This is a genomic window from Paenibacillus sp. fava2, from assembly GCF_058313675.1.
Map to the genome: position 1 here is coordinate 7,241,517 of NZ_CM177755.1, position 25,429 is coordinate 7,266,945.

At 49.9% G+C, this 25,429-nt stretch carries 28 protein-coding genes and 1 tRNA gene; 2 read left to right on the top strand and 27 right to left on the bottom strand.

All coding sequences use genetic code 11. The annotated features are described in order from the left end of the window. Positions 1-104: 104 nt before the first annotated feature. The 17 genes from AC4G46_RS31895 to rpsF all read right to left on the bottom strand — a co-directional run bounded on the left by AC4G46_RS31895 (position 105) and on the right by rpsF (position 17,692). A complete protein-coding gene (locus tag AC4G46_RS31895) occupies positions 105-1,652 on the bottom strand; it encodes a peptidoglycan DD-metalloendopeptidase family protein (RefSeq protein ID WP_491126157.1) in 1,548 nt (515 codons plus the stop codon). Between the two features lie 340 nt (positions 1,653-1,992). Then, positions 1,993-2,616 (bottom strand): hypothetical protein, encoded by a 624-nt coding sequence (locus tag AC4G46_RS31900; RefSeq protein ID WP_491126158.1) that lies wholly within the window; start codon positions 2,614-2,616, stop codon positions 1,993-1,995. Between the two features lie 193 nt (positions 2,617-2,809). Further along, positions 2,810-4,096: an adenylosuccinate synthase gene (locus AC4G46_RS31905; protein WP_491129025.1), complete on the bottom strand. Its 1,287-nt coding sequence runs from the start codon at positions 4,094-4,096 to the stop codon at positions 2,810-2,812. Between the two features lie 214 nt (positions 4,097-4,310). Then, the gene (gene dnaB, locus AC4G46_RS31910; RefSeq protein ID WP_491126159.1) at positions 4,311-5,672 is read right to left on the bottom strand and encodes a replicative DNA helicase; all 1,362 of its coding nucleotides are present in this window, start codon (positions 5,670-5,672) and stop codon (positions 4,311-4,313) included. Between the two features lies 1 nt (position 5,673). Continuing rightward, positions 5,674-6,120 carry a 50S ribosomal protein L9 gene (gene rplI / locus AC4G46_RS31915; protein WP_090716148.1) on the bottom strand — a complete coding sequence of 149 codons (447 nt, stop codon included), beginning with the start codon at positions 6,118-6,120 and terminating at the stop codon, positions 5,674-5,676. Beyond that, positions 6,117-8,126: a DHH family phosphoesterase gene (locus AC4G46_RS31920; RefSeq protein WP_491126160.1), complete on the bottom strand. Its 2,010-nt coding sequence runs from the start codon at positions 8,124-8,126 to the stop codon at positions 6,117-6,119. The genes rplI and AC4G46_RS31920 overlap by 4 nt, the downstream gene beginning before the upstream one ends. 11 nt (positions 8,127-8,137) lie before the next feature. Then, positions 8,138-9,055: a DUF2232 domain-containing protein gene (locus AC4G46_RS31925; RefSeq protein WP_491126161.1), complete on the bottom strand. Its 918-nt coding sequence runs from the start codon at positions 9,053-9,055 to the stop codon at positions 8,138-8,140. Between the two features lie 6 nt (positions 9,056-9,061). Next, entirely contained in the window at positions 9,062-9,364 is a 303-nt protein-coding gene (locus AC4G46_RS31930) for a MazG-like family protein (RefSeq protein WP_491129026.1), read from the bottom strand. A gap of 191 nt (positions 9,365-9,555) precedes the next feature. Beyond that, positions 9,556-9,993, bottom strand: a complete 438-nt coding sequence (locus AC4G46_RS31935) for a CBS domain-containing protein (RefSeq protein WP_068729544.1) — start codon at positions 9,991-9,993, stop codon at positions 9,556-9,558. 175 nt (positions 9,994-10,168) lie between these two features. Then, positions 10,169-11,206, bottom strand: coding sequence for an LCP family protein (locus AC4G46_RS31940; RefSeq protein ID WP_491126162.1), 1,038 nt, complete (start codon positions 11,204-11,206; stop codon positions 10,169-10,171). Positions 11,207-11,251: 45 nt separating this feature from the next. After that, positions 11,252-11,608, bottom strand: coding sequence for a hypothetical protein (locus tag AC4G46_RS31945; protein ID WP_491126163.1), 357 nt, complete (start codon positions 11,606-11,608; stop codon positions 11,252-11,254). 2 nt (positions 11,609-11,610) lie between these two features. Beyond that, entirely contained in the window at positions 11,611-13,269 is a 1,659-nt protein-coding gene (opp4A, locus tag AC4G46_RS31950; RefSeq protein ID WP_491126164.1) for an oligopeptide ABC transporter substrate-binding protein, read from the bottom strand. A gap of 330 nt (positions 13,270-13,599) precedes the next feature. Continuing rightward, positions 13,600-15,555 carry an endonuclease MutS2 gene (locus AC4G46_RS31955; RefSeq protein ID WP_491126165.1) on the bottom strand — a complete coding sequence of 652 codons (1,956 nt, stop codon included), beginning with the start codon at positions 15,553-15,555 and terminating at the stop codon, positions 13,600-13,602. 405 nt (positions 15,556-15,960) lie between these two features. Then, positions 15,961-16,335, bottom strand: coding sequence for a VOC family protein (locus tag AC4G46_RS31960; RefSeq protein ID WP_491126166.1), 375 nt, complete (start codon positions 16,333-16,335; stop codon positions 15,961-15,963). Between the two features lie 223 nt (positions 16,336-16,558). Beyond that, positions 16,559-16,831, bottom strand: coding sequence for a 30S ribosomal protein S18 (rpsR, locus tag AC4G46_RS31965; protein ID WP_019914552.1), 273 nt, complete (start codon positions 16,829-16,831; stop codon positions 16,559-16,561). A 21-nt stretch (positions 16,832-16,852) separates the two neighbouring features. Beyond that, the gene (gene ssb, locus AC4G46_RS31970) at positions 16,853-17,359 is read right to left on the bottom strand and encodes a single-stranded DNA-binding protein (protein ID WP_039878032.1); all 507 of its coding nucleotides are present in this window, start codon (positions 17,357-17,359) and stop codon (positions 16,853-16,855) included. Between the two features lie 48 nt (positions 17,360-17,407). Continuing rightward, on the bottom strand, positions 17,408-17,692 hold the full coding sequence (gene rpsF / locus AC4G46_RS31975) for a 30S ribosomal protein S6 (protein WP_025706808.1): 285 nt from the start codon (positions 17,690-17,692) through the stop codon (positions 17,408-17,410). Positions 17,693-17,908: 216 nt separating this feature from the next. Here rpsF and AC4G46_RS31980 point away from each other — a divergent pair, with 216 nt between their 5' ends. Beyond that, on the top strand, positions 17,909-18,106 hold the full coding sequence (locus AC4G46_RS31980) for a YjzC family protein (protein ID WP_491126167.1): 198 nt from the start codon (positions 17,909-17,911) through the stop codon (positions 18,104-18,106). Between the two features lie 242 nt (positions 18,107-18,348). On the opposite strand, the gene AC4G46_RS31985 is transcribed toward AC4G46_RS31980, so the two are convergent. The 5 genes from AC4G46_RS31985 to AC4G46_RS32005 form a co-directional block, all read right to left on the bottom strand. Next, positions 18,349-18,480, bottom strand: coding sequence for a hypothetical protein (locus AC4G46_RS31985; RefSeq protein ID WP_491126168.1), 132 nt, complete (start codon positions 18,478-18,480; stop codon positions 18,349-18,351). Positions 18,481-18,580: 100 nt separating this feature from the next. Further along, positions 18,581-18,671: transfer RNA gene (locus AC4G46_RS31990), tRNA-Ser, on the bottom strand. 43 nt (positions 18,672-18,714) lie between these two features. Then, on the bottom strand, positions 18,715-18,939 hold the full coding sequence (locus AC4G46_RS31995) for a DUF951 domain-containing protein (RefSeq protein WP_221795868.1): 225 nt from the start codon (positions 18,937-18,939) through the stop codon (positions 18,715-18,717). Further along, a complete protein-coding gene (locus tag AC4G46_RS32000; protein WP_491126169.1) occupies positions 18,939-19,967 on the bottom strand; it encodes a mechanosensitive ion channel family protein in 1,029 nt (342 codons plus the stop codon). The genes AC4G46_RS31995 and AC4G46_RS32000 overlap by 1 nt, the downstream gene beginning before the upstream one ends. Positions 19,968-19,983: 16 nt before the next feature. Continuing rightward, positions 19,984-20,241: a putative Se/S carrier protein gene (locus AC4G46_RS32005; protein WP_491129027.1), complete on the bottom strand. Its 258-nt coding sequence runs from the start codon at positions 20,239-20,241 to the stop codon at positions 19,984-19,986. A gap of 190 nt (positions 20,242-20,431) precedes the next feature. Between AC4G46_RS32005 and yyaC the strand changes: the two genes are divergently transcribed. Then, entirely contained in the window at positions 20,432-21,040 is a 609-nt protein-coding gene (gene yyaC, locus AC4G46_RS32010) for a spore protease YyaC (protein ID WP_491126170.1), read from the top strand. On the opposite strand, the gene AC4G46_RS32015 is transcribed toward yyaC, so the two are convergent. The 5 genes from AC4G46_RS32015 to noc all read right to left on the bottom strand — a co-directional run bounded on the left by AC4G46_RS32015 (position 21,012) and on the right by noc (position 25,406). Further along, positions 21,012-21,512, bottom strand: coding sequence for a DUF4446 family protein (locus AC4G46_RS32015; RefSeq protein ID WP_491126171.1), 501 nt, complete (start codon positions 21,510-21,512; stop codon positions 21,012-21,014). The two genes, yyaC and AC4G46_RS32015, sit on opposite strands and share 29 nt — an antisense overlap. Positions 21,513-21,533: 21 nt before the next feature. Continuing rightward, positions 21,534-22,700 (bottom strand): aminotransferase class V-fold PLP-dependent enzyme, encoded by a 1,167-nt coding sequence (locus tag AC4G46_RS32020; protein WP_491126172.1) that lies wholly within the window; start codon positions 22,698-22,700, stop codon positions 21,534-21,536. Positions 22,701-22,792: 92 nt separating this feature from the next. Then, entirely contained in the window at positions 22,793-23,635 is an 843-nt protein-coding gene (locus tag AC4G46_RS32025; protein WP_090716129.1) for a ParB/RepB/Spo0J family partition protein, read from the bottom strand. Further along, positions 23,628-24,389 carry a ParA family protein gene (locus AC4G46_RS32030; RefSeq protein WP_491126173.1) on the bottom strand — a complete coding sequence of 254 codons (762 nt, stop codon included), beginning with the start codon at positions 24,387-24,389 and terminating at the stop codon, positions 23,628-23,630. The genes AC4G46_RS32025 and AC4G46_RS32030 overlap by 8 nt, the downstream gene beginning before the upstream one ends. A gap of 198 nt (positions 24,390-24,587) precedes the next feature. Next, positions 24,588-25,406, bottom strand: coding sequence for a nucleoid occlusion protein (gene noc / locus AC4G46_RS32035; RefSeq protein WP_068729608.1), 819 nt, complete (start codon positions 25,404-25,406; stop codon positions 24,588-24,590). Positions 25,407-25,429 lie beyond the last annotated feature (23 nt).

Consider the following 25,429-nt stretch of genomic DNA (forward strand, 5'->3'; position numbering starts at 1 on the left):
ATTGATTCTCTTATTTTAACATACCTGTCCTGACGTCACATCCTACTCCCGGTAAATATAAAGCCGCCCGAAACGGTTTCGGGCGGCTGGGTATAAAGAATGAATTATTTCAAATATTTCAGCGGATTGACCGCTGTACCGTTCTTGCGGATTTCAAAATGCAGGTGGGTTCCCGTCGAGCGGCCCGTGTTGCCCATAATCCCGATTTTGCCTCCCTGCTCAAGACGTTGTCCGACTGATACGGAAATACTGCGCAAATGACCGTAATAGGTCACGTAACCGTTCCTGTGATCGACAATAACCACATTGCCGTAACCGCTCTGTACGCCGGCAAAAGTAACGGTTCCTGCATCGGCTGCCTTAATCGTACGGTTGCCCGACACGAGGTCTACACCCTTATGAGCGCGTCCCCAGCGTTCGCCGAAGCTGCTGGATAAGGTTGCGCCGCTGACCGGCCAGGCGAACATACCGGTTCCTTCACCGACAACCTTTGTCCCGCGGTAGACGACTTCAGGCAGCGATTCCTTGAGCACCGTCTGTCCCAGCCACTCCTCCTTGACGACCAAACCGTTCTCCTTCGTTAACCGGTACTGCATTTCTTTCAGGCCAGTCTGGCCGGGACGAACAACCTTGCTCTTGCCGGCAGCCAGCTGATCGCTTGTACGGACAATAACCTCAGGCTCTGTAACCACCTGCTCTGTTACCTGCTCAACCGTCGTAACGGTAAGCTCAGGCTGCGGCACCGTCAGCTGCAGCTCATCCCCAATCTGCAGGGTTAGCTCCTTGACGGTTGGGTTGTTGCGGAATATATCAGCCTGAGTGATGCTGAACCGCGTGGCAATTCCGGAAACCGTGTCACCTTCCTGCACGGTATAGACCAGCGGCTCTTCCTTGCCTTCAGTCAGTGTCTTGACCGCTTCCTCCAGCGTCAGCACCTTGTTAGGGTCAGCCTTGACCGGAACAATGGTCACCTCTTCCTCGATGGAAGCCGAATCCACCTGCCCCGTATTTGCGGAAAACGCCGCCCGGCTGGTGGCTGCCATCTTCTTCAGCTGTGCACCTGCTGTTTCCGCTGCCGCCGGCAGGTAATGCTCCTTCACGCCCTGCAGTACAGCATTTGCCGTTTCCTGGTCCTTAACGATACCGATGGATTTACCGTCTACAGTCAGCTGTACACCAACTGCATACGCCTTGAGCATGCCATCCAGCTTGTCCAGTGTAGCTGCCGTATCAACCACCGGCTTATACGCTGCTTCTTCCTCGGTAGTAATCCCGGTTGTCTGTAATACCATAACAGAGTCGGGATACTTGGTCTGGTATTCCTTGCGTTTCTGTTCAAACAGCTGGTCCAGCTCAGACTGCTGGCTGATATTGCCGATTTCCTCGCCCTTCACCAGCACCTTGTAATAGGTGACTGTATTGGCAGCCACATACTTCTTCTCTGCCCCGACCAGGAAGGCAGACAAAAGCACCAGCCCGGCTGATGCCGCAACCCAGGAACGCCGCAGTCTCCGCGGTTTGGGTTCCTGATGAAAGACAATAGCGTCGCCGGAGGCCTGTGTGCCCTGTTGACTCTCTGCGCCGGATCCTGCGGATGTTCCTTCGCTGCTCCGCAGCTTCCCCATCCGGCGCATGAACTTAAATCCCTTCATGAAACTCTCCCTTTCAATCTGCCCGTTCAGCCCGCTCCAGAGAGCGGCCAAGCTTGTTTTGCGACCCCTTTTATATATTCTGCTGTGTCTTATTTTTCTTTTTACATTAGTGTGAATAGTTCGTGTTGTATGTTATAAATTTTCACGGTGTGACCAGTGTCTTTCAGCACTAAAAAGGTTACAAAAAATTAACCCCTTCTAGTCCTTTTTTACTGTACCATAGCCCGAAGAATAATTTCAACTTTCTAAACATGGCAAAACCCGCGTTAATCGCAGGTTTTTATCAACAATTTGCAGTTAAAACACCATTCCTGTGTCTAAAAATTGACTCTTTTGTAATTTATGGATTTACGGAAGACTCCGGTGTAAGCATTTTCATCAGCAGCTCATATTCATCCTGATTTACGTATTTGGCAATAACCTCCTGTATTTCCTTAACTTCAGCTTCTGTTAACCCATCCTCCATTGCTGTAGAGATCGCCTGCATCTCATCCTGCGGAAGCTTTGTCATCAAAATATTAAAGATGCCTACTTTATCCTCTTCCGGTATATTATCCTTCATCTCACTCATCGCGTCAGGGGTCATAACCAGCTGTTGATCCTGGCTCTCCGCATCCGGAGCTTCCGCCGTATCCTCATCGGCCGGCTGGCCCATAGCGGCCACAGCATCCTCCGGCACTTTCTCCTCTACCGCCTTATCGCCGGCGTCCTTGGCAGGATTGTCCCCTGAATTCTCCTCAACCTTCTGGCCGGTGATCCCGTCTGATTCAGTCTTACTGCCCATTCCCGTCAGACTCTTCACAAAGCCGCCGATTCCCGGCGCCGGGCTGTCCAGCTTAATATCAAAGCTTGCCAGCACAGACTGAATGTAGGTATTAACCACATAGGCCGTTGTCAGCACTGACAGCGCACTGGCCAGTACAACAATCAGGCATATGCCAACTGCATTTTTTACCATCTTCATTATGATCACTTCTCCCTTGCTCTCTGTCATACTCCATCTCCGAATAATGAATCCTTTACCGCTCCTAAATTCCAGTATTGACCATATTATGCGGCGGGAAACGTATACCCGGTGAACAGAGCCAGGCGCAAGTGGAAAATGGACATGTAAAAAAAGGACCCCTTGCAGGGGTCCTTCAGTCATAAACCGTTTATTATACGTAGATTGGCAACACTTGATTGGTCTGTTCCCGGTTACGTCCAACCGAGAAGATGGCAATCGGAATACCCGTCAGTTCAGATACACGCTCCACGTAGCGGCGGGTATTGGCCGGCAGATCGTCCAGAGTCTTAGCCGCAGTGATATCCTCGCTCCAGCCTGGAAGCTCTTCATACACCGCTTCACATTCAGCCAGCATTTTGAGGCTTGCCGGATAGTGGGTGATGATTTCTCCGCGGTATTTGTAGCCGGTGCAGATCTTAACGGTTTCCAGCCCGCTGAGCACATCCAGTGAGTTAAGCGACAAGCCGGTAATTCCGCTTACGCGGCGGGCATGACGCACCACTACGCTGTCGAACCAGCCCACACGGCGCGGACGTCCGGTTACCGTACCATATTCATGGCCGGTTTCACGGATGTAGTCACCGGTTGCATCACCGAGCTCTGTCGGGAACGGGCCGTCCCCAACACGTGTAGTGTAGGCTTTGGCAACACCGATAACCTGTTTGATCTTCGACGGGCCTACGCCGGAGCCGATGCACACACCGCCGGCGGACGGATTCGAGGAGGTTACGAACGGATACGTTCCCTGGTCGATATCCAGCATAACGCCTTGAGCACCTTCGAACAGGACCTTGGAATCCGCATCAATGGCATCGTTCAGAATAACAGAGGTGTCCGTTACATAACCGCGGAGCACTTCTGCATATTCCAGGTATTTCGCCAGAATCTCTTCTACATCCAGCGGTTCTGCACCATAAACCTGTGTAATAACCTGATTTTTCTCTGTTACCAGATGACGCAGTCTCAGCTCGAATTCCTCGGCGTCCATGAGATCGGCGATCCGGATGCCGTTGCGGGCAGCTTTGTCCATATAAGCAGGGCCGATCCCTTTGCGGGTGGTTCCGATCTTGTTCGGGCCCTTGCGGTCTTCCTCCAGCGCATCCAGCAGCATGTGGTATGGCATGATGACATGGGCACGGTCGCTGATGACCAGGTTCTTCGTATCAAAGCCATTTTCATGAATATAATTAATTTCTTGGATCAGGGCTTCAGGATTGATAACCATTCCGTTACCGATTACACAAGTTTTCTCTTTATAAAATACACCAGATGGAATCAGGCTCAGCTTGAACTTCTTCCCGTCAATCAGAATCGTGTGACCGGCATTGTTGCCCCCCTGATACCGGGCGACCACATCTGCGCTCTCTGCCAGAAAGTCAGTGATCTTCCCTTTGCCTTCGTCTCCCCATTGTGTTCCCACGACGACTACCGTTGACATATTCATTCCTCCGTTGGCGCCAGCTTTAGCACCATTATTTATAATAATATGGGCCCTGTACAACGTTCTTATGTACGCAGCCCTCCGGACGCTATGCGGGTTTAACCCGCTAAAGCACAATAACCAGTGTAACAGCGGTACTTTTTAAAGTCAAATAAAAACGAACGATCACACAGGTAAATGTATGATCGTTCGGATATTGTGCATAAATTACCTAACCTGCAAACGGTTCGGAGTGTGCGCGCTCGTAGTTGACGAACTTGTTAAAGTTCTTCAGAAATACAAGCTCCACGGTACCTACAGGACCGTTACGCTGCTTGGCAATAATGATTTCGATAATATTCTTTTTCTCCGTATCCTGGTTATAGTAATCGTCACGGTACAGGAACGCTACGATATCGGCATCCTGCTCGATTGAACCGGATTCACGGAGGTCACTCATCATCGGGCGCTTGTCCTGACGCTGCTCTACACCGCGGCTGAGCTGGGACAGGGCAATGACCGGAACGTCCAGCTCACGGGCAATCTGCTTCAGCGTACGGGAAATCTCGGAGACCTCCTGCTGACGGTTCTCGCCGGGCTTGCCGCGGCCCTGAATCAGCTGCAGGTAGTCGATGACGATCATGCCAAGGCCTTTTTCCTTCTTCAGCCTGCGGCATTTGGCGCGGATATCGGTAACTGTAATCCCCGGAGTATCATCAATGTAGATTTCTGACTCGGCCAAAGCCTGGATCCCCATGGTCAGCTTGGACCAGTCATCATCATTTTTGAATTCGCCGGTACGCATGATGTTGGCATCCAGATTAGCCTCGGCGCAAATCATACGCTGTACCAGCTGGGCCGCCGACATTTCCAGACTGAAGATCGCCACGGTTTCCTGGGCGCGGACCGCTACGTTCTGGGCTATATTCAGCGCGAACGCCGTCTTCCCGACAGAAGGACGGGCAGCAACAATGATCAGGTCATTGCGCTGAAAGCCGTTGGTCATATGATCAAGGTCAACGAAGCCGGTCGGAATCCCCGAGGTGTTGCCTTTATTCTGATGGAGCAATTCCACACGGTCGAATACCTCCATCACGACGTCACGGATGGCAATAAAGCCGCTGCCGCTGCGCCGGTTGGAGATTTCCAGGATCCGCCGCTCGGCATCGCTCAGCATAATACCTACATCTTCACCGCCGGTATAGCCTTCGCTGACAATCTGCGTAGCTGTGCGGATCAGCCGCCGCAGCATCGCCTTTTCTTCAATGATCTGGGCATAGTAGTCCACGTTGGCTGCGGTCGGCACTGCATGGGCCAGCTTAGCCAGATAGCTGACACCGCCGATATCCTCAAGCTCTCCCTTATCCTGCAGCCGGGAGGTCAGTGTAATCAGGTCAATCGGCTGGCTCTCTTCTCCGAGCTGCACCATCGCCTCAAAGATCATCTGATGCGGTTTGTCGTAGAAGTCTTCGGTTTGCACCCGCTCCATCGCTGTAATCAGCGCCTCATCATGCAGCAGAACAGCACCTAGTACGGCCTGCTCCGCCTCCAGATTCTGCGGGGGAATCCGATCGAAAAAGAGATCTCCACCCATTTTACTCCTCCGTTACCTGAACCGTGAGGTTAGCCTTTACTTCAGTATGCAGCTTCACATGAATCTGGAATGTGCCAATATGACGGATAGGGTCGTTCAGCTCAATCTTGCGTTTGTCGATTACGATGCCCTGTGTAGCTGCAAGCGTCTCGGCAATCTGCTTGCTGGTGATTGCCCCGAACAGCCGGCCGCCTTCACCAGATTTTGCTTTGAGCGTCAGGGTGAGCTCGTCCAGCTTCTTGCCAAGCTGTACTGCTTCCTCTTTCTCCTGTTCCTTCTTGCGCTGTTCGGCAGCAGCCTGGTTCTCCAGGGTTTTTACGTTGCCGTCAGTAGCCGGACGTACGAGTCCGCGCGGCAGCAGGAAGTTCGTTGCGTAGCCTTCCGATACCTCTTTAACCTGTCCTTTTTTACCTTGTCCCTTAACATCTTTTATAAAAATGACCTTCATTCGAACAGCCCCTCTTTCGCTTCAATTTCCGCCAGCACTTCAAGCAGTCTGGCCTCTGCTTCCTTACAGGTTCCTTCAAGCTGCACCGCCGCGTTGGACAGATGTCCGCCGCCTCCCAGCTTCTCCATCACGACCTGCACGTTCATCCGTCCCAGTGAACGTGCGCTGATGCCGATCAGGCCGTCAGGGCGCTCGCTGATGACAAAGGATGCCACCACATTCGTCATGCCCAGGAGAGTATCTGCTGTCTGGGCAATAAGCAGCTGCGGGATTTTCATACCCGGAGACGTTACAACCAGTGCAATATGATCATACACCATCCGCGCATGTTTGATAATTTCGGCTTTGGAGATATACTCCTGCAGATCCTCCTTCAGCATACGCTGGATCAGGATTGTATCCGCCCCGATCCGCCGCAGGAAGCCTGCCGCCTCAAAGGTACGGGAGCCGGTATGGAGGGCAAAATGCTTCGTATCCACCGTAATACCGGCCAGCAGCATGGTCGCCTCCAGCGGGCTTAGCTTGATCTTGTCGTGAATATACTGCAGCAGTTCCGTTACCAGCTCACAGGTTGAGGAGGCATACGGTTCCAGATAGACCAGTACGGCATCATTGATGAACTCTTCACCCCGCCGGTGATGGTCAACGACAACGATCCGGCTGGCATATTGCACCAGCCGCGGCTCCATTGTCATAGAGGCTTTATGGGTATCTACAACGATGAGCAGCGTATGCTCGGTCATCATCTGCAGCGCCTGCTCGGTGGTGATAAAATTGCTGTACAGCTCCTCATCCCGCTTGATCTGTTCCAGCATCCGGGTTATAGACGGGTTCGGCCCCTCCGTGACAATGCTGGCTTCCACATTGTACATCTGTGCCGCCTTCAGCAGGCCGATTGAAGCACCGATCGCGTCAATGTCAGGCGTGCGGTGGCCCATAATCAGCACCTTGTCACTCTCCTGCATAAGATCGCGCAGCGCATGGGCAATGACCCTTGCCCGGACCCGGGTGCGCTTCTCTGCAGCATTGCTCTTGCCGCCGTAGAAGGACAGGCGCTGGCCTGCCTTCACAGCAGCCTGGTCGCCGCCGCGCCCGAGCGCCATATCCAGGCTGGACTGCGCCAGCGCCCCAAGCTCGCTGGCCGACTCTGTCCCATAAGCAAGGCCGATGCTCAGAGTCATCGGCACTTTAAGATCGGCTGTCATCTCGCGCACTTCATCGAGAATGACAAACCGGCTCTCCTCCAGCGCCTGCAGGCTGCGGTGGTTAAGCAGCATCAGATACCGCTCTGAAGACAGCCGCCGCAGATAGACCTCGAACTGCTTGCTCCATTCCGTAATTTCACTGGCTACCTTGGCAATCAGCGAAGTCCGCTGCTGGTCATCCATGCCCTGGGCGGCCTCATCCAGATTGTCCATCATGACAATACCGATGGCCAGCTTCTCTTCCTCATAGCGTTCACGAAGCACCACAAGCTCCGTAATATCGTATAAGTACAGCATGCGTTCACTGGGAATGATTACAGCCTGGTAATACCGGTCATCCACGGTGATTTCCTGTCTGACATCCTTCAGTGTGCCGGTATCCCTGGCCGCTTCCCGCTTCACCGGCCCGCCTGCGGCCAGTGCTGGCACTACATCAGGCAGCAGCTCCTGCAGCTCTTCACCTACCAGTGTCTTGCGGCTGAAGATATCACTGGCGTTGCGGTTATGCCATTCCACAGTTCGGTCCTCACTGTAGAGGATAATGCCAAGGGGAAGCATGCTGACCGCCTCGCCTTCAACCCTTTTGATCCGGAAGGACAGCCCGTTGATATACTCCACCAGATTGCGCCGGAACGAGAGCTCCGCCTGCAGCATTGAGAAGCACAGCGTGCCTGCCAGAAACAGGCTGGCCACACCGAGAACCCAGTTATAGCTGCTGACAATGATAATAAGGACCAGCATCAGCAGGAACGCCCATACGGTATGATAGCCGTGCCAGCGTCTTTGCAGAAATTTAGGCATGACCTCTCACCCTATCGTTTCGATTTCTTCACAAACTCCCGCAGCGGGAAGGCAATGTCGATAACTCCGATAATCCAAAGTCCCGGTATCCAGAGAACAAGCAGTGACAGCACAACTGCCACAACTTTGCTCCACTTAAGCTCATGGACAATAAAGAACATGAAGCCGATGGTCTGGATGATAAAGACAGCCTGGAGCAGCGGCAGCAGGTTGGCGCTGATCATCGGCATAAAGCCGCTGTCCGAATTGCCGAAGATGAAGCTGATGATGACGCCAATCAGGTAATACCAGATAAACGATCTGGAGAGTCTCCATTCACGTGCAGGCTTCAGTTTCGGAACCGCATATTCCATACTGTTAAGAATAGGGCGGACAATGGAATGGGTAATTACAGCCATTATAAAAGAGCTCATAATCAGCGTTATTGGAATCACCTGTATAGTCATAAAGCTGATATCACTTACATCCTTGGAGGTGAGAACGAATTCACTGGCCAGCGGGTTGCCCGTGCCAAGTTCAGCCAGTATGTCTGCAACCATCTGCACCGTATCAGTTACATAACTGGTAAGGCTAAAATCAAACAACGCGGTACCCACGACAAGGAGCAGCAAAAACTGTCCAAGAATCGTAATGGTCCCGGCCAGGATGGTGGACAATGCCGAGGCGCGCTTCCTGTACCATCTTCCCATCACGAGTGCAGGAATCAGGAAATAGAGCGCTAACAGCACATAGACAGGTGTAATCAGACCCACGATCAGCAGGACTGGCAATAGATGAAGAATAAACTGTTTCGTGTTCAGGGTAGTGAACAGCACTACAGCCGGAATGATCAGAAATAGTGTAGTAATAATGAGCAGCGGGGTGGATAAGGATAACAGCAGCAGTAAGTATGCGATGCTCCATGCCACAGATGTCCAGCGGAATTTCAACAGTTTTCACCTCTTACGCATATGTTCTTCTAGTGCAGATATATCATTGTACCATTCTTCAAGCTGATGCCCTTCCTGCCTGTGCTTCTTTAGCTTCTCCAGCAGAAGGTCATCAAGATCCCGGTAAGGGAGTCCAAGCCGGCGTCCCAGGATATAAGAGCTCATAATCAGGCTGGCCAGACTATCGCCGACACGGGCGGTACTGCCTTCCCAAAGCGCTTTAAACAGCCGTGAGACTTGGTCAATCACTTCGGTCTTTAACCACTCAATTACTTTGGCGCGTTTGGCTACATCCAGATCCTTCGGCACATTCGGCACGTCTCTCTACCTCCGGCAAAAGCATTATTCTCCATTATAGCATAAATATTTTCCGGTCACACGGAACCCCCGCCCCCGAAAGGCATTAGCTAATAGGCCCTTCAAAAAAGGCCCGCATTCCGTTATATGCCGGAAATACAGGCCTTATCAGTGTTCCATCTGCTTCTGCAATCAGTTAATCATTATAATGATTCCTGCGCCTGAGCTTGCGATTGACGCGAAACGACCTTCTCGCAATATTCAATAATCTGGCTCCGGCGGACAATACCAATGAAACGGTTCATATCATCGACCACCGGCACGAAATTCTGCACCTTGGCCAGATTAATCAGATCCTCCATATCAGCATCAATGGATACCGGCAGGTTATTCATCCGCAGCGGCACATCCTTAAGCAGAAATTTGGAAGCATTCTCAAAAGTAACCGTTCCGCCTGAATCCTTCATGTACCACAGCAGATCGCCTTCTGTTACCGTTCCGGCGTATTCTCCGTTCCTGTTAAGAATCGGTACAGCAGTATAGCGGTGAAATTCCATCCTTTCCAGGGTCTGGCGCAGCGTCGAATCCAGTGTAACGCAGGCCACCTCCTGCTTGGGAAGTAAAAAAAACGCAATATTCATCTCTGATCCTCCTCAAAGAATTCCGAAGGAATTAACCCTGCTTCTAAGGGCACCCGTAATCATACGTTTCACCCGGCGAGTCGTTCCATTTCATTATACCACGAAGACAGTAAGCAGCAGCCACTAACATTACACATGGCTGCTGCATTTATACTCCTATGGTATTTACGTGCGGTTATTCTGCTGTTGCTGTAGCCTTCGGCTCCAGAGCATTCGCCGCTTTGCCGGGCTCAATCAGCTGGCTGACCGGTGTGCTGGCATTCATCCAGTTATCGATCATGGCCTGAGCCTCACTCAAATCCTCTTCATCAACGATGTCATAATACACACCATCAATCTTTTTGCCTTCACCCATAACGGTAAAGCTGGAGATATCCATGTCCTTGCCGCCCATGAACTTCTTGGCCAGGCTGATAATCAGCGAAGGCTCCATGTCAGTCTTGAAATTCTCGCCCATAATATCAAGCAGCTCAGGAATTTTGCCGATTTGGCTGATCGATAACATTTTATTCGCAACCACATCAATAAAGACCTGCTGGCGCTTTGTCCGGTTAAAATCACTGTCCTCCCGGTAACGGGTATAGTTGAGCGCCTCTTCACCGCTATAATTGGATTTGCCGCCTACAATTGTGAATTTCTCATGATCGGCGCCTTTATTGACAATATCCTTCTTGATAGGCAGCGGAACGCCGCCAATGGCATCAACGGCATCCTTCAGGCCTTGGAAGTTAATGGTGGCATAATACTGGATATCATGTCCGAGCAGTGCCTCCAGTGTATCTTTGGCCATCTGCTGGCCGCCGAATGCATAGGCATGGGTGATTTTGTCTTTTTTGTTGTCCCTGTGTCCGATAATTTCCGTGTACGTATCACGGGGAATAGAGATCAGCAGGAGCTTGTAATCCTCTGGCCGGACAACGGCGTAGATCATCGTATCCGAACGTGCAGTTTCATTGCCGCGCTGGTCCGTTCCGAGCAGCATCAGGGAGAACGGGTCGCTTTTGAAGACGACAGGCTCCGGTTTAACAGCAGTTTTGCTGTCCTTAACGAGCGGCACGTAGGACTCCTTTTCGAGCTTTGCCTCTACCCGGTCAGAGAGGAACAAATCAAAGGCCAGTACTGCAAGCTGCTTCTGAAACAGAAATCCTCCCAAGATAATGACGGCCAGAGCTATTAGAGCTATATACCTTTTCTTCAGCTTTTTCATATTCATCAAATGATTCCTTCTTTATTGTGGAATATAATCATTGCTTGCGATCTATTTACAATGGCTGCCTGCGGCTTGCCAGGCGCTCATATCCGGACTTCTCTCGGCTGTTGTTCGTCTGCCCCATTCGGCCTTAGTGTTCCCCCTTTCAGGAATTAGGGTCGTTCTAATTGTAGAATAAACCTGGAAAACGGCTTTGACACAAACAATATTTCTATTGTAATCACTTGGCCAGTAAAAAGAAATAACAAAAAACGACAATTTTGATACTGCTGCAGCGGCCATTCCTATAGTATATGACGCGCTAAATCTGCTTTTGATTTTATTTTCACAAAAAAAAAAAGCAAAACCTTCCGGTCCGCAGCCTTTCTGCCGCTGATCCTTCAGGTTCTGCTCAATATTCAGCACATTTACTTAATCCACCATTTATCCGGCTCATTAATATTGCTGATGGAGTTGACCCGCACACCCTGCAGACGTTTGCTCACGGCGGTAATGTTCATCCGTTCCGCGAAAAAGATCATCGGCACCTCTTCATTGATCAGCTGCTGCCATTCATGGTAGACCTGCTTGCGGTAATCCCTGTCATAAGCCTTGGCCTGCACGCCTTCAAGGATCAGCTCGTCGCTTCGCTCAGAAGACCAGCGGGAATAATTCCACAGATCAGAGGCACGCCACAGCCCGGATGGATCAGGATCACTGGCGAGTCCCCATACCCCATTAAACACCTCCACCGTCGGATCATCGTTCTCAACCGCTTCATAAAAGGTGTTCAAATCCTTGAGCTTGCCCCCGTTAAGCTGCACATTAAGGCCGATGTCGCGCCAGTTTTGCATTACCGCCTGTGTCCGCTCTTCCGCTGTTGCGTTTCCGCTCATCGCATCATAGCGGATAATGAGCTTTTGTCCCTGCGGATCTTCACGCCAGCCGTCGCTGTCAACATCGGTATATCCCGCTTCTTGCAGCAGTGTCTCCGCCTTCTGCGGATCATAGGGATACGTGTTAATTTCAGTGTCCGGTATTTTGGCCCAGCTGCTGCTTGGAATCGGTGTTTCAATCAATTCACCCAGACCGTAAGAGAAGCGATCAATGATTCCCTCCCGGTCCAGCGCATAATACATGGCCTGCCGCAGGCGCTTATCGGCAAACTTAGGGTTGTCCATAACATTCTGCCGGGCTGACTCGTCCCAATGTCCGAATTTGAAGCCTATGTATTCGTATGACAGCTCTGCTGATTGCATTAGCGTTATGTTGTCAAGCTGTTGAAGTGCAGAATACGTATCCCTTGGTACAGTACCGATATCGATGCTGCCATCTTCCAGCAGTCCGGTTAACTCTTCGTCCCCGACGACTTTATAGTCAACCCCGTCCAACAGCGCTTTACCCTTGTAATAGTTATCGAATCTCTTCATCCGGACAAGCTGGCCGGGCTGAATCTCCGTCACCTCAAAGGGTCCGATACCGATCGGCCTCTTGCGCACCTGGTCGCTGTCCGCCATATCCTTGACTGCTACTCCCTCAAAATATTTTTTGTTCATCGGATACGGCCACAGATTATCGATCGTATTCACCCGGGGGGAATTTACTGTAATCTTCAGCGTATACGGGTCGATGACCTTGACTCCCGCCAGTTCGTCACTTTCCCCCCGGTGATAGGCCTCGGCCCCTTTAATCATCTCTACACTATAGTATCTGGAACCCGTATAATCAGGACTGGCAATGGTCTCCAGTGCGAATTTCCAGTCCTCTACCGTCAGCTCATCACCGTTATGCCAGCGGACACCAGGCCTGATTTTGAAGGTAAACACGGTATGATCCTCGGATTCCTTCCAGGATGCGATATTGGGAACGGTCGTCAGGTCATCCCTTACCGTGAACATGCCCTCCGTAATGAAATCCAGCACATTGGAATCATCCTCCCCTTCAAAAAAGGCGGGATCAAACATTCCCTGGAACGGTGAGGTATAAGCATATGTAACCGTACCGCCCGGCACAGCTTTTTCTTCAACTTTACTGTAATGTACCGCGTAGGAATTACTGCTCGTCCCCGCGCCATTGCATGCTGTCAATATACAGGTAATAAGCAGCAGCAAAGTGCCGATCTTGGATTTATGCATGTAGTTCTTCCTTTCTAAGGTACAACCTGCTAATGTAAGCGTTTTCCATCGAATATTATTTTAAATCAATTCCGGTTAAATGCCAATTACATTCCATATTAAGTTATATATATCATGTACTGCGTAAATTTTATATATATCAATTTTATCAGCTACAACTTAGAGAATAACGAATATTGCCCGGAATGGGAAGTCAATAATTGGAGGATGCACGTTTGTAAGCTATATTTGCAGCCTAAAAAGCCTGCCTTTTCAGGCAGGCCTAAGCGTTCTACAGCCGGTTCACACCTCTTCCTCCGTATGGATAATGCTAAGTCCTTCTACATGTCTTTTCCGCATCAGCTTGCGCTTTTTCCGGTTTTCCTTACTCTCGAAAAGAATATCAAAATCATAGTCCTCCGGGTACAGCTCGTCTTTTGACAAGTATGGCTTCAGACGTTTATGGTTTATGCGCATTTTTTCCTTCTGGACCATTACCCCGACAATGCCCATGCTGTCCTGTCTGGCATAGACAATTCCCGTCCGGTCAAGGGAAGTGATATATACTGCATCACCGATTTCAAAGCCGGATTCGGCCGTTTTACCATTCTTCAGGTGACTGCTGTCCTCTTTCTCCTCCTGAAATCCGCCTTCAATGCTTCCGGGCGTTTTATAACCGGGATTAGTCTTTATGACTGCCTTTCTGCCAGCACCGCTGATACGGCTCCCAGGTGCCTGCTGCTGCTCTGCAAGCTCATGGGACCGCCGGATTACCCCAGCCGGAATGCCGAGCTTCTCGGCAATCTGCAGAGCGTAGCTTTCACCCGCCTCACCGATAGTCAGCTTATACAGCGGCTGCAGCGTATGCTTATCAAACTCCATACGCGCATTTTCGAATCCCGGGGTTGAAGCGGCGAATGCTTTTAACTCATTAAAATGAGTGGTAACAACGATATTGGCGCCCTTGCGGTTCAGCTCTTCAAGAATGGCGATAGAGAGGGCAAAGCCTTCACCCGGGTCCGTTCCGGCGGCCAGCTCATCAATCAGCAGCAGTACGTCCCTGCCTGCAGCACGCAGCATACCCTCAATGCTCTTCATCTGGGCCGAGAAGGTGCTGAGCGACTGGGTCAGGCTCTGGCCGTCTCCGATCACACTGATAATGTCGCGGAATACAGCAAAGTTACTATGCTCCTCCACAGGAACAAGCAGTCCGGATTGCGCCATGGCTGCCAGCAGCCCGAGTGTTTTGAGTACAACGGTTTTCCCGCCGGTATTAGGGCCTGTGACGATCAGCGATTTATAGCCGTGACCGAACTCCAGGCTGACAGGCACCATATATTTCAGCTCGGGATGTCTGCCTCCATGCATCCGAAACCATCCCCGCTCATTCAGCGTCACATTCCGCGCTCCTATACTCCGGGCATACTTAGCCTTGGCAAAGATGAAATCGTAGGTGCCTGTTACCTCAATGTTAATACGCAGCGCCTCCTGCTCGCGTTCTACAAGGCCGCTCAGCATGCTCAGGATAATGCCCTCCTCTCTCGCCTCCTCAGCAGTAAGAAGCTCCAACTCGCCCTGGAGGGCAGCAACTTCGTATGGCTCTACGAATACCGTCTGCCCGCTTGTCGACTGATCGAGCACAGCCCCTTTTACCTGCTTATGGTACTCCCTCTTCACGGGTATAACGTACCTGCCGCCCCGCATACTGACGAGACTCTCCTGCAGGATGGACTGATGCCGGGCCATAATACTCTCCAGCTTGCGCTGCAGCCGCTCCTTAGCCACTGTCAGCCGTTTCCGCACCCGCTCCAGCCCTTTGCTGGCCTGGCTCTCAATAACACCAAACCGGATGCAGCGTTCGATTTCATCCCTTAGCTGCCGCAGCTCCTGCAGCGATGCCCCATAGGCTGCAATCCTCGGTGCACTCTGCTCCTTCGAGGCCATGTATTTGCGGAGCTGGTTGCAGCTGTTCAGAAAGGTTGCAATGGCTGTGAAATCCTGCTCATTGTATAAATATCCCGTCCCCATCAGCGAGATAATCCATTCAATGCCCTCAAGGGACGGCAACGGTACGCTTGCCCCGCGCTCCAGCAGCTCCTTGGCCTCCTCCGTTTCTTCCAGTGCCCGCTGTATTGCCGGAAGATACATCATCGGGGCAAGCTCCCCTGCCAGCCTTTTCCCTTCATAGGAAACCGCGTACCGCATGACCTCACCTTTAATTTCCTCATATCCGAGTGTGCACAGACTTTCTGTATTCACTGATAATCCTCCTTTTTTCCTGCCTGTAGTATGAACAGCTCCTGATAACACAAAAAAAGGGCAAAGACTGCACAATGCAGTCCTTGCCCTCACTTAGATGGTATTGCCCCTTTGGAAAACAGAAAAAACCGTGCTCAAGAGCACGGTTTATCACAAAGAGAACAATAGCCGAAAAAGAGGCCAATGTTGACGCTTCGCGTGTTCTTAACTAATCATCCACCATGAACACAGGTGATAAGTATGCTATCGTACATACTTAAACAGAGCAAGCCCTCAGCCCGAGCTGAACCTGCTAACGCCTATCTTCAGGTGATATGAAATTGCTTAGTTAAGAACGCTCACCGACATCAAAATTTCCCCTTTTGTTATAGGATACCTGTAATTTACTACATTCCGCTGATCACGTCAATTGCCGGTGAAATAATTAAACACCCAGGTAATACCGTTTTTAACGTCTGATACTTGTCCATGAAGCGCCCCGAAAAAGGTCTTCTGCAGCTCTACCTGTACTTTACCGCCGTCCTCAACCAGCCTGCCGTAGATGGCACGCAGCTCCTCTTCGCTCTCCAGTGCCATAATGATGCTGACATTTGCTGTCTTGGCGCCGCGGCCGTAATCATCGGAGAAATGAATCAGGCTGGAGCCCAGCTGCAGCTCCGCATGCAGCAGCTTGCCGTTATGCTCATTCAGCACCTTAATTTCGCCGCCGAATACGCTCTGGTAGTAATCGAGCGATTCCCGCACATTTTCAATTATTACATAAGGGCTTGCACTGATCATGGTTATGCCTCCAGGATTTTCAATTGGACAGCAGCTGTGTGTCGCCGTCATTGTCTATTATTATATACAATTGCAGTGATGGCTACCAAGGCTTTATACAACCTTGCTTTCGAATGCCGAACACACTAAATAACCCCTCAGGTACATTAAGGGGCTGCTGAAACATATAGCTCTTTATCGATTAAAAAAGCAGCCGGCTCAGCCGGCTGCTTCATAAAACGTCCTATTCCGTTGTGTAAGGCAGCAGCGCGATTTGACGCGAGCGTTTTACAGCAATGGTCAGAGCGCGTTGGTATTTTGCACTTGTACCAGTTACACGACGCGGCAGAATCTTTCCGCGTTCGCTGATGAACTTCTTGAGAAGCTCAGTGTCTTTATAGTCAATGTGAGTAATTTTGTTCACAGTGAAGTAGCACACTTTTTTGCGCTTGTTGCGTCCACCACGACGTGCCGGTCTTTTGTCGTTGTCTCCGCCTTCTCTTTGTTTGAAAGCCATGTTCTTTTCAGTCCTTCCTTATTAAAATGGCAAATCATCGTCCGATATATCGATCGGTTTTCCATCGCCCGAAAAAGGATCTTGATTATTGTTGCTGCGCGAGAAATTGTTGTTATTTCCGCGTGCACTGTTACCGCCGTTACCGCCGCCATAGGCAGGCTCTTCAGGCATACTTCCGCCACTTGGTGCATTTCCGCCTTCACGGTTCTGCGAGGATTCCAGGAAACGGACGTTATCAGCAATAACTTCAGTTACGTATACACGTTTGCCTTCGTTATTCTCATAGTTCCGTACTTGGATGCGTCCTTCTACGGCTGCCAGACGGCCTTTGCGCAAATAATTGGCACAGGTCTCAGCCAGCTGTCTCCAGGTTACTACCGGGATGAAGTCCGCTTCGCGTTCACCGTTCTGGCCCGTAAAGTTACGGTCTACGGCAAGCGTAAACTGTGTTACGGCAACACCAGCGGGAGTATAACGAAGTTCCGGGTCACGGGTCAACCGACCGATCAGAATGATACGGTTCAACAATTCAATCCCCTCCTTATAGCGCGATTGGTTACAAAGCTTGTCTCGATCTTAGGCAACGTCGTTCGTAATGAGATAACGAATAACTTCGTCGGAAATCTTCATGATACGCTCAAGCTCAGTAACTACTGCAGGTTCTGCAGTGAAGTTAACCAATACATAAACGCCATCACGGAATTTCTTGATCTCATACGCAAGACGGCGTTTACCCTGCACATCGTGCTTTGTAATTTCCCCGCCGTTGGAGATGATGCCTTGGAATTTTTCGACTGCTGCTTGAACGGCTTCTTGTTCAATATCAGGACGAATAATGTACATCACTTCGTATTTGCGCATAAATTTCACCTCCTTATGGTCTTCGGCCCCTGATCATGTCAGGAGCAAGGAGCGAGCACAAACATAGACTCGCACCAAATCAGTTTACCAAATTGCTCGGCTGATTGCAAGTCATTTCATACACAGCAGCTTGCAGGTACTTTTTAGCTACATGAAGCCCTGCAGTGCTGCACACAATAGACCTGTATTTATCACCTTTATAAGGGAGGATTTATAATGGGCGAACGCACAGAATACGAAAAGGGCGACAGAGCACCGAATCCGGGCATCTATACAGAGGTCGGCGAGGCACGGAGTTTTCACACTGAAATTCAGAACCCTAGGCGGATTACAATGGAGAAAGGCGATATTTTTCCTGAGACCACCAACAAGGACCGCAAGTGGAAAAAGGTTGAGAAGGCGCGCGTCCATTAATTTTGTGCAGGCATGTATTAAAAGCTGACTATGGCACATAATAAACTCAGGCAGTACAAAAGAGAGGTGTGGTTCCGTTGTACGTCGATGACGAACACAATCACTGGAATTCTGATTCAGCAACTATTGTAACCCGGGAACCGTGAAGCTGGCCCTCAGGTAGAATGGCTTTACCGTCCTCAAAGACGGTATACGTTTCTGCGTAAAAGGTAAGGATAAAGTATAGGGAAACTTATACTTTCTTATCTTTTAAAAAAGGCATCAGCTTTTGCAATACCCAGCACTTTAGCGGCTTTAGACAGAAATAATCCGAACATCATTGATGTACTGCCTCTGGAGGGAGATCCGTAAGGATCTCCCTTTTTGCGTGTCATTAACGGTGCCCCTGCCCGCTTCCCTGAACGCAGTAATTGTACACAAAAAAACCTCCGCAGCAGCGAAGGTCTGATTAGTAATATTATTAAAAAGCTGTGGTGGCGGAGAGGGTGGGATTCGAACCCACGCACGCTTTGACACGCCTAACTGATTTCGAGTCAGCCCCCTTGGGCCTCTTGGGTACCTCTCCGCAGCAAGACCTATTGTATCATGGTGTATTTGCTTTTGCAAGCTTAAATATCGTGCCCGTCCGATTCTGTTGAAGCACTCTTTGAGCGGAGTACTTTTTTGAGGTTTTTCTCGAACTTGGCACGGGGAATCAGCACACTGTGCTGGCAGCCGGTGCATTTTATGCGGATATCCATCCCCATCCGGATGATCTCCATTTCGTTTGTTCCGCAGGGATGGGGCTTTTTCATCAGCACAATATCCCCAAGTTCAAAGACCTTCCGTTCCATCAGTTATCCCCCTCTTCTCCCTCTTGGGCAGCTGCAATCTGCCTTCTTGGGATCGCTCCTGCCGTCTCACTGGCTTCCCTGGCCGTTTTTACAAGTTCAGCCTCTATAGCCGTTTCTGACGCCTGCTCTTCCTGCTCCAGCGCTTTACGCGCTGCCTCAGCCTCCTCCTGGGCAGTCTGCTTCTCCAGAGCCTGTTTGATATCGCTCTGAATCTGCCGCTGCGCAGCTTCCCGGGCATTAGGCTGGCAGTTAGCAGCTATACGGATCACAAACTCCGATGTGCTCATGGACTGAATACCGAGAATATTCGGGTAAGAAATAATGTTGTCACTCCGCTCCTCAATTCCCTGCAGTGCTTCACCTATCAGGGCAAGCGTATTTTCCAGACCCCGCTCAATCTTCACCGGCACGTCCACCACTGCCATCGCATTAGCCAAGGAATAGTTGGTTACATTGACAATTGAACCGTTCGGAACAATATGAACCTCCCCCGTAAAGCTGAGCAGCCTGGTCGTTCTGAGCCCGATCATCTCCACCGTTCCTTTATAAGTACCGGTCTGAATCACATCCCCTACTGCAAACTGATCTTCAAAAATGATAAAGAAGCCGGTAATTACATCCTTGACCAAACTTTGCGCTCCAAACCCGATAGCCAGACCGACTACACCTGCACCGGCCAGCAGCGGGCCCAGATCGAAGTTGAATTCAGAAAGGATCAGCATAATCATGATAAAATTACAGATGACCGTGACTACATTTTTCAGAAGCCCGCCCACAGTAGAAAAGCGGCGGCTGTTCGCCAGAAGTCTGCTTCCTGTTACCTCTTTTTCCATGGAACGGTCAATGACTTTGTAGACTACTTTAATTATCAGCCGGGTCAAAAGAAAAATAGCCAGAATTCTGAGTCCCGAAAACAAAACATTTGCCCACATATCAGCATCCGTTAACCAGTTCCACACTCTATCCTTGAACCGGACAGCATCATCCAAAGCACCAGATGCCGCAGATTCCAACAACCAGGTTTGCATTCAGGTCCCTCCCTCTTTAATCATGTATCTCTATATACCCGTTTCCCTCTTCATTCCTGCCAAAGATCCCGCGGATTTCCACGTTCTGTCCAGTGATGATTTCTCTCACCCCTGCCAGATCGTTGCGAAAAAACTGAATCGACATCGCACAGCCTGCTGTAATTTCCTTGGGAGTCGGGAAGATATCAATCTCCATTTCCGCATACTCCAGCAGCATCTCAGCACGCAGCGCCTGCTGGGTTGAGTCAAACGCAATCAGCAGCTCTTCCCCCATCTCCATCGCTCCCTCTGGTCTTAAGGTCCTATCTCTTGCACCTGTAGTATAAAAAGCTTTTTTCATCCATATACTAGGATCATCAACACTCTCCTGCGGACTAACGCCATACCTTATCAGCAATCTTTGAAATGGAATGAACTGCCGCTGGTATTTTCGTAGAAGCTCCGCCTGTAGAAAGGAAGGTTATATGAATTTATCTTCTAAAGCTGTACCGCTGCAAGAGCCGTCATGCCTCAAAATATCACATGCTGATCCTAATATTTACTCGGCCATTACCCACCGTCTGCTGTTCCACTTTTCGTGTACACGTCCGGATACTCCAATAGTTATTGTATGTGTCGGCACTGACCGCTCCACCGGTGATTCGCTGGGCCCTCTTGTGGGCACTGCTTTATCCCGCTTCCACAGCCCGTTATTCCATCTGTACGGAACATTGGACGAGCCGGTGCACGCCGTTAATTTGGAGGAGACACTAACGCTCATTTACAACAAGCATAATGATCCTTTTATTATCGGCATTGATGCCTGCCTGGGGCATTCCGCCAGCGTAGGCTGCATCCAGGTCGTTGATGGTCCTCTGCGCCCTGGTGCCGGCGTCAATAAGCAGCTGCCTCCTGTCGGAGATATTCATTTAACCGGTATTGTCAATGTGGGCGGATTCATGGAATATTTCGTGCTTCAGAATACCCGCCTGAGCCTCGTCATGCGCTTATCAGACATCATTGCTGTCAGCCTCTTCTCTGCCTTAAAGCAGTGGAACCTTCACGCTAAATCTGCTGCTGCGCTTGAGCAATAACTTCCTTTTCTTCCGGGGACAATGGATATTGTGATGACCCGTTCTCAAGCGGTTTGGCATAGATATAAGAATTCTCCCGGTTATGCAGACTTGTTAAGACTACACCGTTACTTCCGTCATCTATAATGGCTATGGAAAAGCTCAGGTCGCTTCCACGCTCACCAAATGCGTTATACCGCTTCACAGCCACTTTGGATTTCATGCCGCGCATTTTATTCTGAGCCGCTTCAATCAGCACTTTATGTTCACGCTGTTCTTCATCCAGACGCTCACTATGATTTTTCAGATCAATCAGCAGACTTTCCAAGTCCTCAATGCCGTTACCGCCCATCATTGCCTCATACTTACGCCGCATTTTGCGGAGCTTGCTGCCTTGAACAATCTGCATAATCAACAATATTAATATGATCATTACTGCAGCGAACATAACCAGGGAAATTTGTTCATTAATCATTTGATTCAGCTCTAACATGTATGGACCATCCTTTTGTGTTTATCTGCTGCTGCGGGACCGGCCGTATAGCTCCTCCATGGCATCCAGCATTCTTTTTATATCATGCTCAGTTGAACTGATGCCTACACTTGCTCTGACAGCCCCGCTCTCCAGCGTGGCTGCTGCTTTATGGGCTAACGGAGTACAGTGCATCCCCGCTCTTACAGCAATGTTATACTCGCGGTCCAGCCGATGGGCAATGGCTGCTGATTCCTCACCCTCAATAGTAAACGAAACAATTCCGCTCCGCGGCGCACCTATTCCGGGTCCAAGCAGCCTCAGCCCCGGAATTGACGACAAGCCCTCCATAAGTTGCTGGGTTAAGAGCCATTCCTGCTTATGGATATGATGAGTACCCAGCGCTTTGATTTTACGGACTCCGGCCAGCAGCCCGGCAATACCGACAGCATTCTGGGTTCCTGCCTCATAACGGTCAGGGCGGACCGTCGGCTGCTCACTGCTCTCGGACTGGCTGCCGGTTCCTCCGTGCATTAAAGGTTCAGGATTAAGCTCCGGAGAAATATACAATCCCCCTGTCCCTTGCGGACCTAGCAGACCTTTATGCCCCGGAAAAGCAAGCATATCAATATTCATCTTCTGCACATCGATATCCAACGTTCCGGCACTCTGTGCTGCATCAACCAGAAAAACAGCCTCATGCTCCTTGGCGATTTCTCCGATCTCACCAACAGGGAGAATACTCCCCAGCAGGTTCGAGCTATGGTTGCAGATGACCATCCTGGTATTAGGTCTAAATAGCCGTTCCAGTTCCGCCAGATCAACCTGTCCTTCTTCATTCACACAAAGATAGTCCACCTGTATACCGATCGTTCGGCGAAGGTACTCCAGCGGACGGCGCACCGAATTATGTTCGGTCATCGTCGAGATGACATGATCCCCTGACTGAAGCGTCCCCTTTATGGCCAGATTCAAACCCATTGTCGTGTTATGAGTAAAAGCGATGTCCTGTGCATTCGATATCCCAAATAGCTCAGCAAGCATACTACGAGCCCTCACAAGCACTCTACCCGTCCCTATGGCCAGTGAGTGACTGCCTCTGCCTGCATTGGCACCCGACTGTTCCAAGGCCTCCATCATCGCTGCAGCCACCTCTGGCGGCTTAGGCCAGGAAGTTGCCGCATGATCCAAATACAACAACGGTTCCATTCTCCACCTCCCTTTTCAAGTGTAAAAAACATATCCCTCCATATCCGTGTTAGGGATACCTCAGGATATGTTTTCGCGTCTGCATATTCAAATCAGTTCCCCAGCAGTTCCAACAGCCTTTCCAGGTCTTGGGCACTGTAGTAATTGATTTCGATCTTCCCTTTATCCTTACCCTGTTTAATCTTCACTGTGGTTTTAAATCTTTCGCGTAGCCCTTCTTCAACATTATCAATATATGGATCACGCTTTACAACTTTCGCTTTGACTCCTGCAGCCGGCTTACGGTCAAGGTTTTTGACCACCTCTTCAAGCTGTCTTACACTCCACTGCTGCTCTACACACTGCTCAGCCAACTGTTTCACAATTTCAGGATCTTTTAGCCCGACAATAGCCCGCGCATGTCCCATAGAAATTGTTCCACGTGAAACATAATCCTTCACTTCCTCCGGCAAAGTCAGCAGCCGCAGAAAGTTAGCAATATGCGATCTGGATTTCCCCACCTTAAGTGAGAGCTCTTCCTGAGTTAGAGAAAATTGATCCATCAGCCCCTGGTAAGCTACTGCAATCTCCATTGCATTGAGATTCTCACGCTGCAGATTCTCAATCAGGGCGATTTCCATTACCTGCTGGTCACTCAAACTTCTTACAACAGCAGGAATTGTTGATTTTCCGCAATACTGGGAAGCCCGGAATCTTCGTTCCCCGGCTATAATTTCGTATCCCTTGAGTACGCTGCGGACAATAATCGGCTGAATCACTCCATGCTGTCTGATAGACTCTGCCAGTTCCTGGATTGCTTCTTCATTAAAGTCCTTACGCGGCTGATAAGGATTAGCCCGCAACTGGCCTAAAGGTATCTCTACAACCTTATCATCTTCATTAATAGACAAGGATGGAATCAGTGCATCTAGACCTTTTCCTAAACGCTTACTCATAGGAGATCACTTCCTTTGCCAACTCTAAATACACTTCCGCGCCTTTGGAGCGGGAATCATAAGTAATAATGGACTGTCCATGTGAAGGCGCTTCACTCAGACGGACATTACGCGGAATAATAGTGCGGTATACCTTTTCCTGGAAGTACTTCTTAACCTCTTCAATGACCTGAATCCCCAGGTTCGTCCGGGCATCCAGCATAGTCAGCAGAACGCCTTCAATGCTTAAATGCGGATTAAGGTTTTTCTGCACCAGGCGAACCGTATTAAGTAATTGGCTTAGTCCTTCGAGTGCATAATACTCACATTGAATTGGAATGATTACCGAATCAGCCGCTGTCAGTGAGTTAATAGTTAAAATGCCGAGAGACGGCGGGCAGTCAATGATGATGTAATCATAATTATTTTTCACTGCGTTCAACGCTTTTTTGAGCTTCAGTTCCCGCGAAATCGTTGATACTAATTCGATTTCCGCACCAGCCAGTTGGATGGTTGCTGGAATAATATGCAGCCCTTCTATTTGTGTGTGCAGGATCGCATCCTGCGTATTCACCTCATTAATGAGAATATCATAAATGCAATTCGCTACATCCGCTTTGTTGACGCCAACGCCGCTTGTAGTGTTGCCTTGCGGGTCAATATCGACAAGAAGCACTCTCTTCCCCAAAGTAGCCATACCGGCACCCAGGTTCACAGAGGTTGTCGTTTTTCCGACTCCGCCTTTTTGATTTGCTATGGCAATAATCTTGGACACTTATTTCACCTCGAATTGTTAGAAAGAATCATCTTGTAGTTCGTGAAGTTGTAACGTTTTGAACGGCATCAAATCTGCGAGAAAATAGACAAATATACAAGTAGGAGTTCAATTAATGGAATACAGCGGTACAACCCGCATGTAGTCACAGAAAAGGCGGCCAATCACCTCAGGGCCGCCTTCAGCTTTTGAAACAATTTATCGTTTAGGGATCTGAATCACAATCTCATAATGGTCACCGCGGTCATTTTCCGAAGTCTTAATCTCCATTCCTGAGCCTGTTACCATATCAATGGATTGACGAATTGTATTAAGAGCGAGACGAACATCCTTGGTGTAGGAAACCCGTTTTGATTTTTTGGCAGTCTGGCTTAGTGCCTTATAGAAGGCGATACGTGCTTCTGTCTGCTTAACATTCAGTTCCTTGGAGATGATCTCTGCCAGTACCTTTAGCTGCATCTCAACACTGTCCAGAGAAAGCAAGGAACGGGCATGCCGCTCGGTGATTTGGCGCTCCATCAGCGCTGTCTTCACTTCTTCCGGCAGCTGCAGCAGGCGGATCTTGTTAGCGATTGTGGACTGGCTTTTGCCTAAACGCTGGGCTAGGCTTTCCTGGGTCAGTTGATGAAGATCAATCAATTTCTGATAGGCGATTGCTTCCTCAATAGATGTCAGACCCTCACGCTGTAAATTTTCGATTAGAGCGATTGAGGCAGCCTGGGAATCATTGAACTCACGGACAATGGCAGGGACGGTATCCAAACCGAGCTTCTTAACCGCACGCCAACGCCGTTCTCCGGCAATAATCTCATACTGCGAGTCACGTACGCGAACAACAATGGGTTGAATGACTCCGTGGGTTTTGATGGTCTGACAGAGCTCGTCTATCTTCTCGTCATCAAAAATGGTCCGGGGCTGATAAGGACTGCTGATAACCTCATGAACCGGGATTTGTTTGACCTCTTCTCCGCTGCTCCGCTCGCTAAATCCAAAAAGCTTGGTGAATTGTTCTTTCATTCCGTTCATAACCACCTAGTTTC

What these genes read in the sequence shown, in the direction of transcription:
- AC4G46_RS31995 (WP_221795868.1), bottom strand. Translation starts at nt 18,939, where the DNA reads ATGGAACGGAAGGTCTTTGAACTTGGGGATATTGTGCTGATGAAAAAG.
- AC4G46_RS31960 (WP_491126166.1), bottom strand. Translation starts at nt 16,335, where the DNA reads ATGATCAGTGCAAGCCCTTATGTAATAATTGAAAATGTGCGGGAATCG.
- AC4G46_RS32000 (WP_491126169.1), bottom strand. Translation starts at nt 19,967, where the DNA reads ATGCAAACCTGGTTGTTGGAATCTGCGGCATCTGGTGCTTTGGATGAT.
- AC4G46_RS32025 (WP_090716129.1), bottom strand. Translation starts at nt 23,635, where the DNA reads ATGAGTAAGCGTTTAGGAAAAGGTCTAGATGCACTGATTCCATCCTTG.
- dnaB (WP_491126159.1), bottom strand. Translation starts at nt 5,672, where the DNA reads ATGGGTGGAGATCTCTTTTTCGATCGGATTCCCCCGCAGAATCTGGAG.
- rpsF (WP_025706808.1), bottom strand. Translation starts at nt 17,692, where the DNA reads ATGCGCAAATACGAAGTGATGTACATTATTCGTCCTGATATTGAACAA.
- AC4G46_RS32005 (WP_491129027.1), bottom strand. Translation starts at nt 20,241, where the DNA reads ATGGGGGAAGAGCTGCTGATTGCGTTTGACTCAACCCAGCAGGCGCTG.
- AC4G46_RS31905 (WP_491129025.1), bottom strand. Translation starts at nt 4,096, where the DNA reads ATGTCAACGGTAGTCGTCGTGGGAACACAATGGGGAGACGAAGGCAAA.
- AC4G46_RS31940 (WP_491126162.1), bottom strand. Translation starts at nt 11,206, where the DNA reads ATGAATATGAAAAAGCTGAAGAAAAGGTATATAGCTCTAATAGCTCTG.
- AC4G46_RS31980 (WP_491126167.1), top strand. Translation starts at nt 17,909, where the DNA reads ATGGGCGAACGCACAGAATACGAAAAGGGCGACAGAGCACCGAATCCG.
- rplI (WP_090716148.1), bottom strand. Translation starts at nt 6,120, where the DNA reads ATGAAGGTCATTTTTATAAAAGATGTTAAGGGACAAGGTAAAAAAGGA.
- yyaC (WP_491126170.1), top strand. Translation starts at nt 20,432, where the DNA reads ATGAATTTATCTTCTAAAGCTGTACCGCTGCAAGAGCCGTCATGCCTC.
- AC4G46_RS32020 (WP_491126172.1), bottom strand. Translation starts at nt 22,700, where the DNA reads ATGGAACCGTTGTTGTATTTGGATCATGCGGCAACTTCCTGGCCTAAG.
- AC4G46_RS32015 (WP_491126171.1), bottom strand. Translation starts at nt 21,512, where the DNA reads ATGTTAGAGCTGAATCAAATGATTAATGAACAAATTTCCCTGGTTATG.
- AC4G46_RS31935 (WP_068729544.1), bottom strand. Translation starts at nt 9,993, where the DNA reads ATGAATATTGCGTTTTTTTTACTTCCCAAGCAGGAGGTGGCCTGCGTT.
- noc (WP_068729608.1), bottom strand. Translation starts at nt 25,406, where the DNA reads ATGAAAGAACAATTCACCAAGCTTTTTGGATTTAGCGAGCGGAGCAGC.
- AC4G46_RS31920 (WP_491126160.1), bottom strand. Translation starts at nt 8,126, where the DNA reads ATGCCTAAATTTCTGCAAAGACGCTGGCACGGCTATCATACCGTATGG.
- AC4G46_RS31900 (WP_491126158.1), bottom strand. Translation starts at nt 2,616, where the DNA reads ATGAAGATGGTAAAAAATGCAGTTGGCATATGCCTGATTGTTGTACTG.
- AC4G46_RS31895 (WP_491126157.1), bottom strand. Translation starts at nt 1,652, where the DNA reads ATGAAGGGATTTAAGTTCATGCGCCGGATGGGGAAGCTGCGGAGCAGC.
- AC4G46_RS31985 (WP_491126168.1), bottom strand. Translation starts at nt 18,480, where the DNA reads ATGACACGCAAAAAGGGAGATCCTTACGGATCTCCCTCCAGAGGCAGT.
- rpsR (WP_019914552.1), bottom strand. Translation starts at nt 16,831, where the DNA reads ATGGCTTTCAAACAAAGAGAAGGCGGAGACAACGACAAAAGACCGGCA.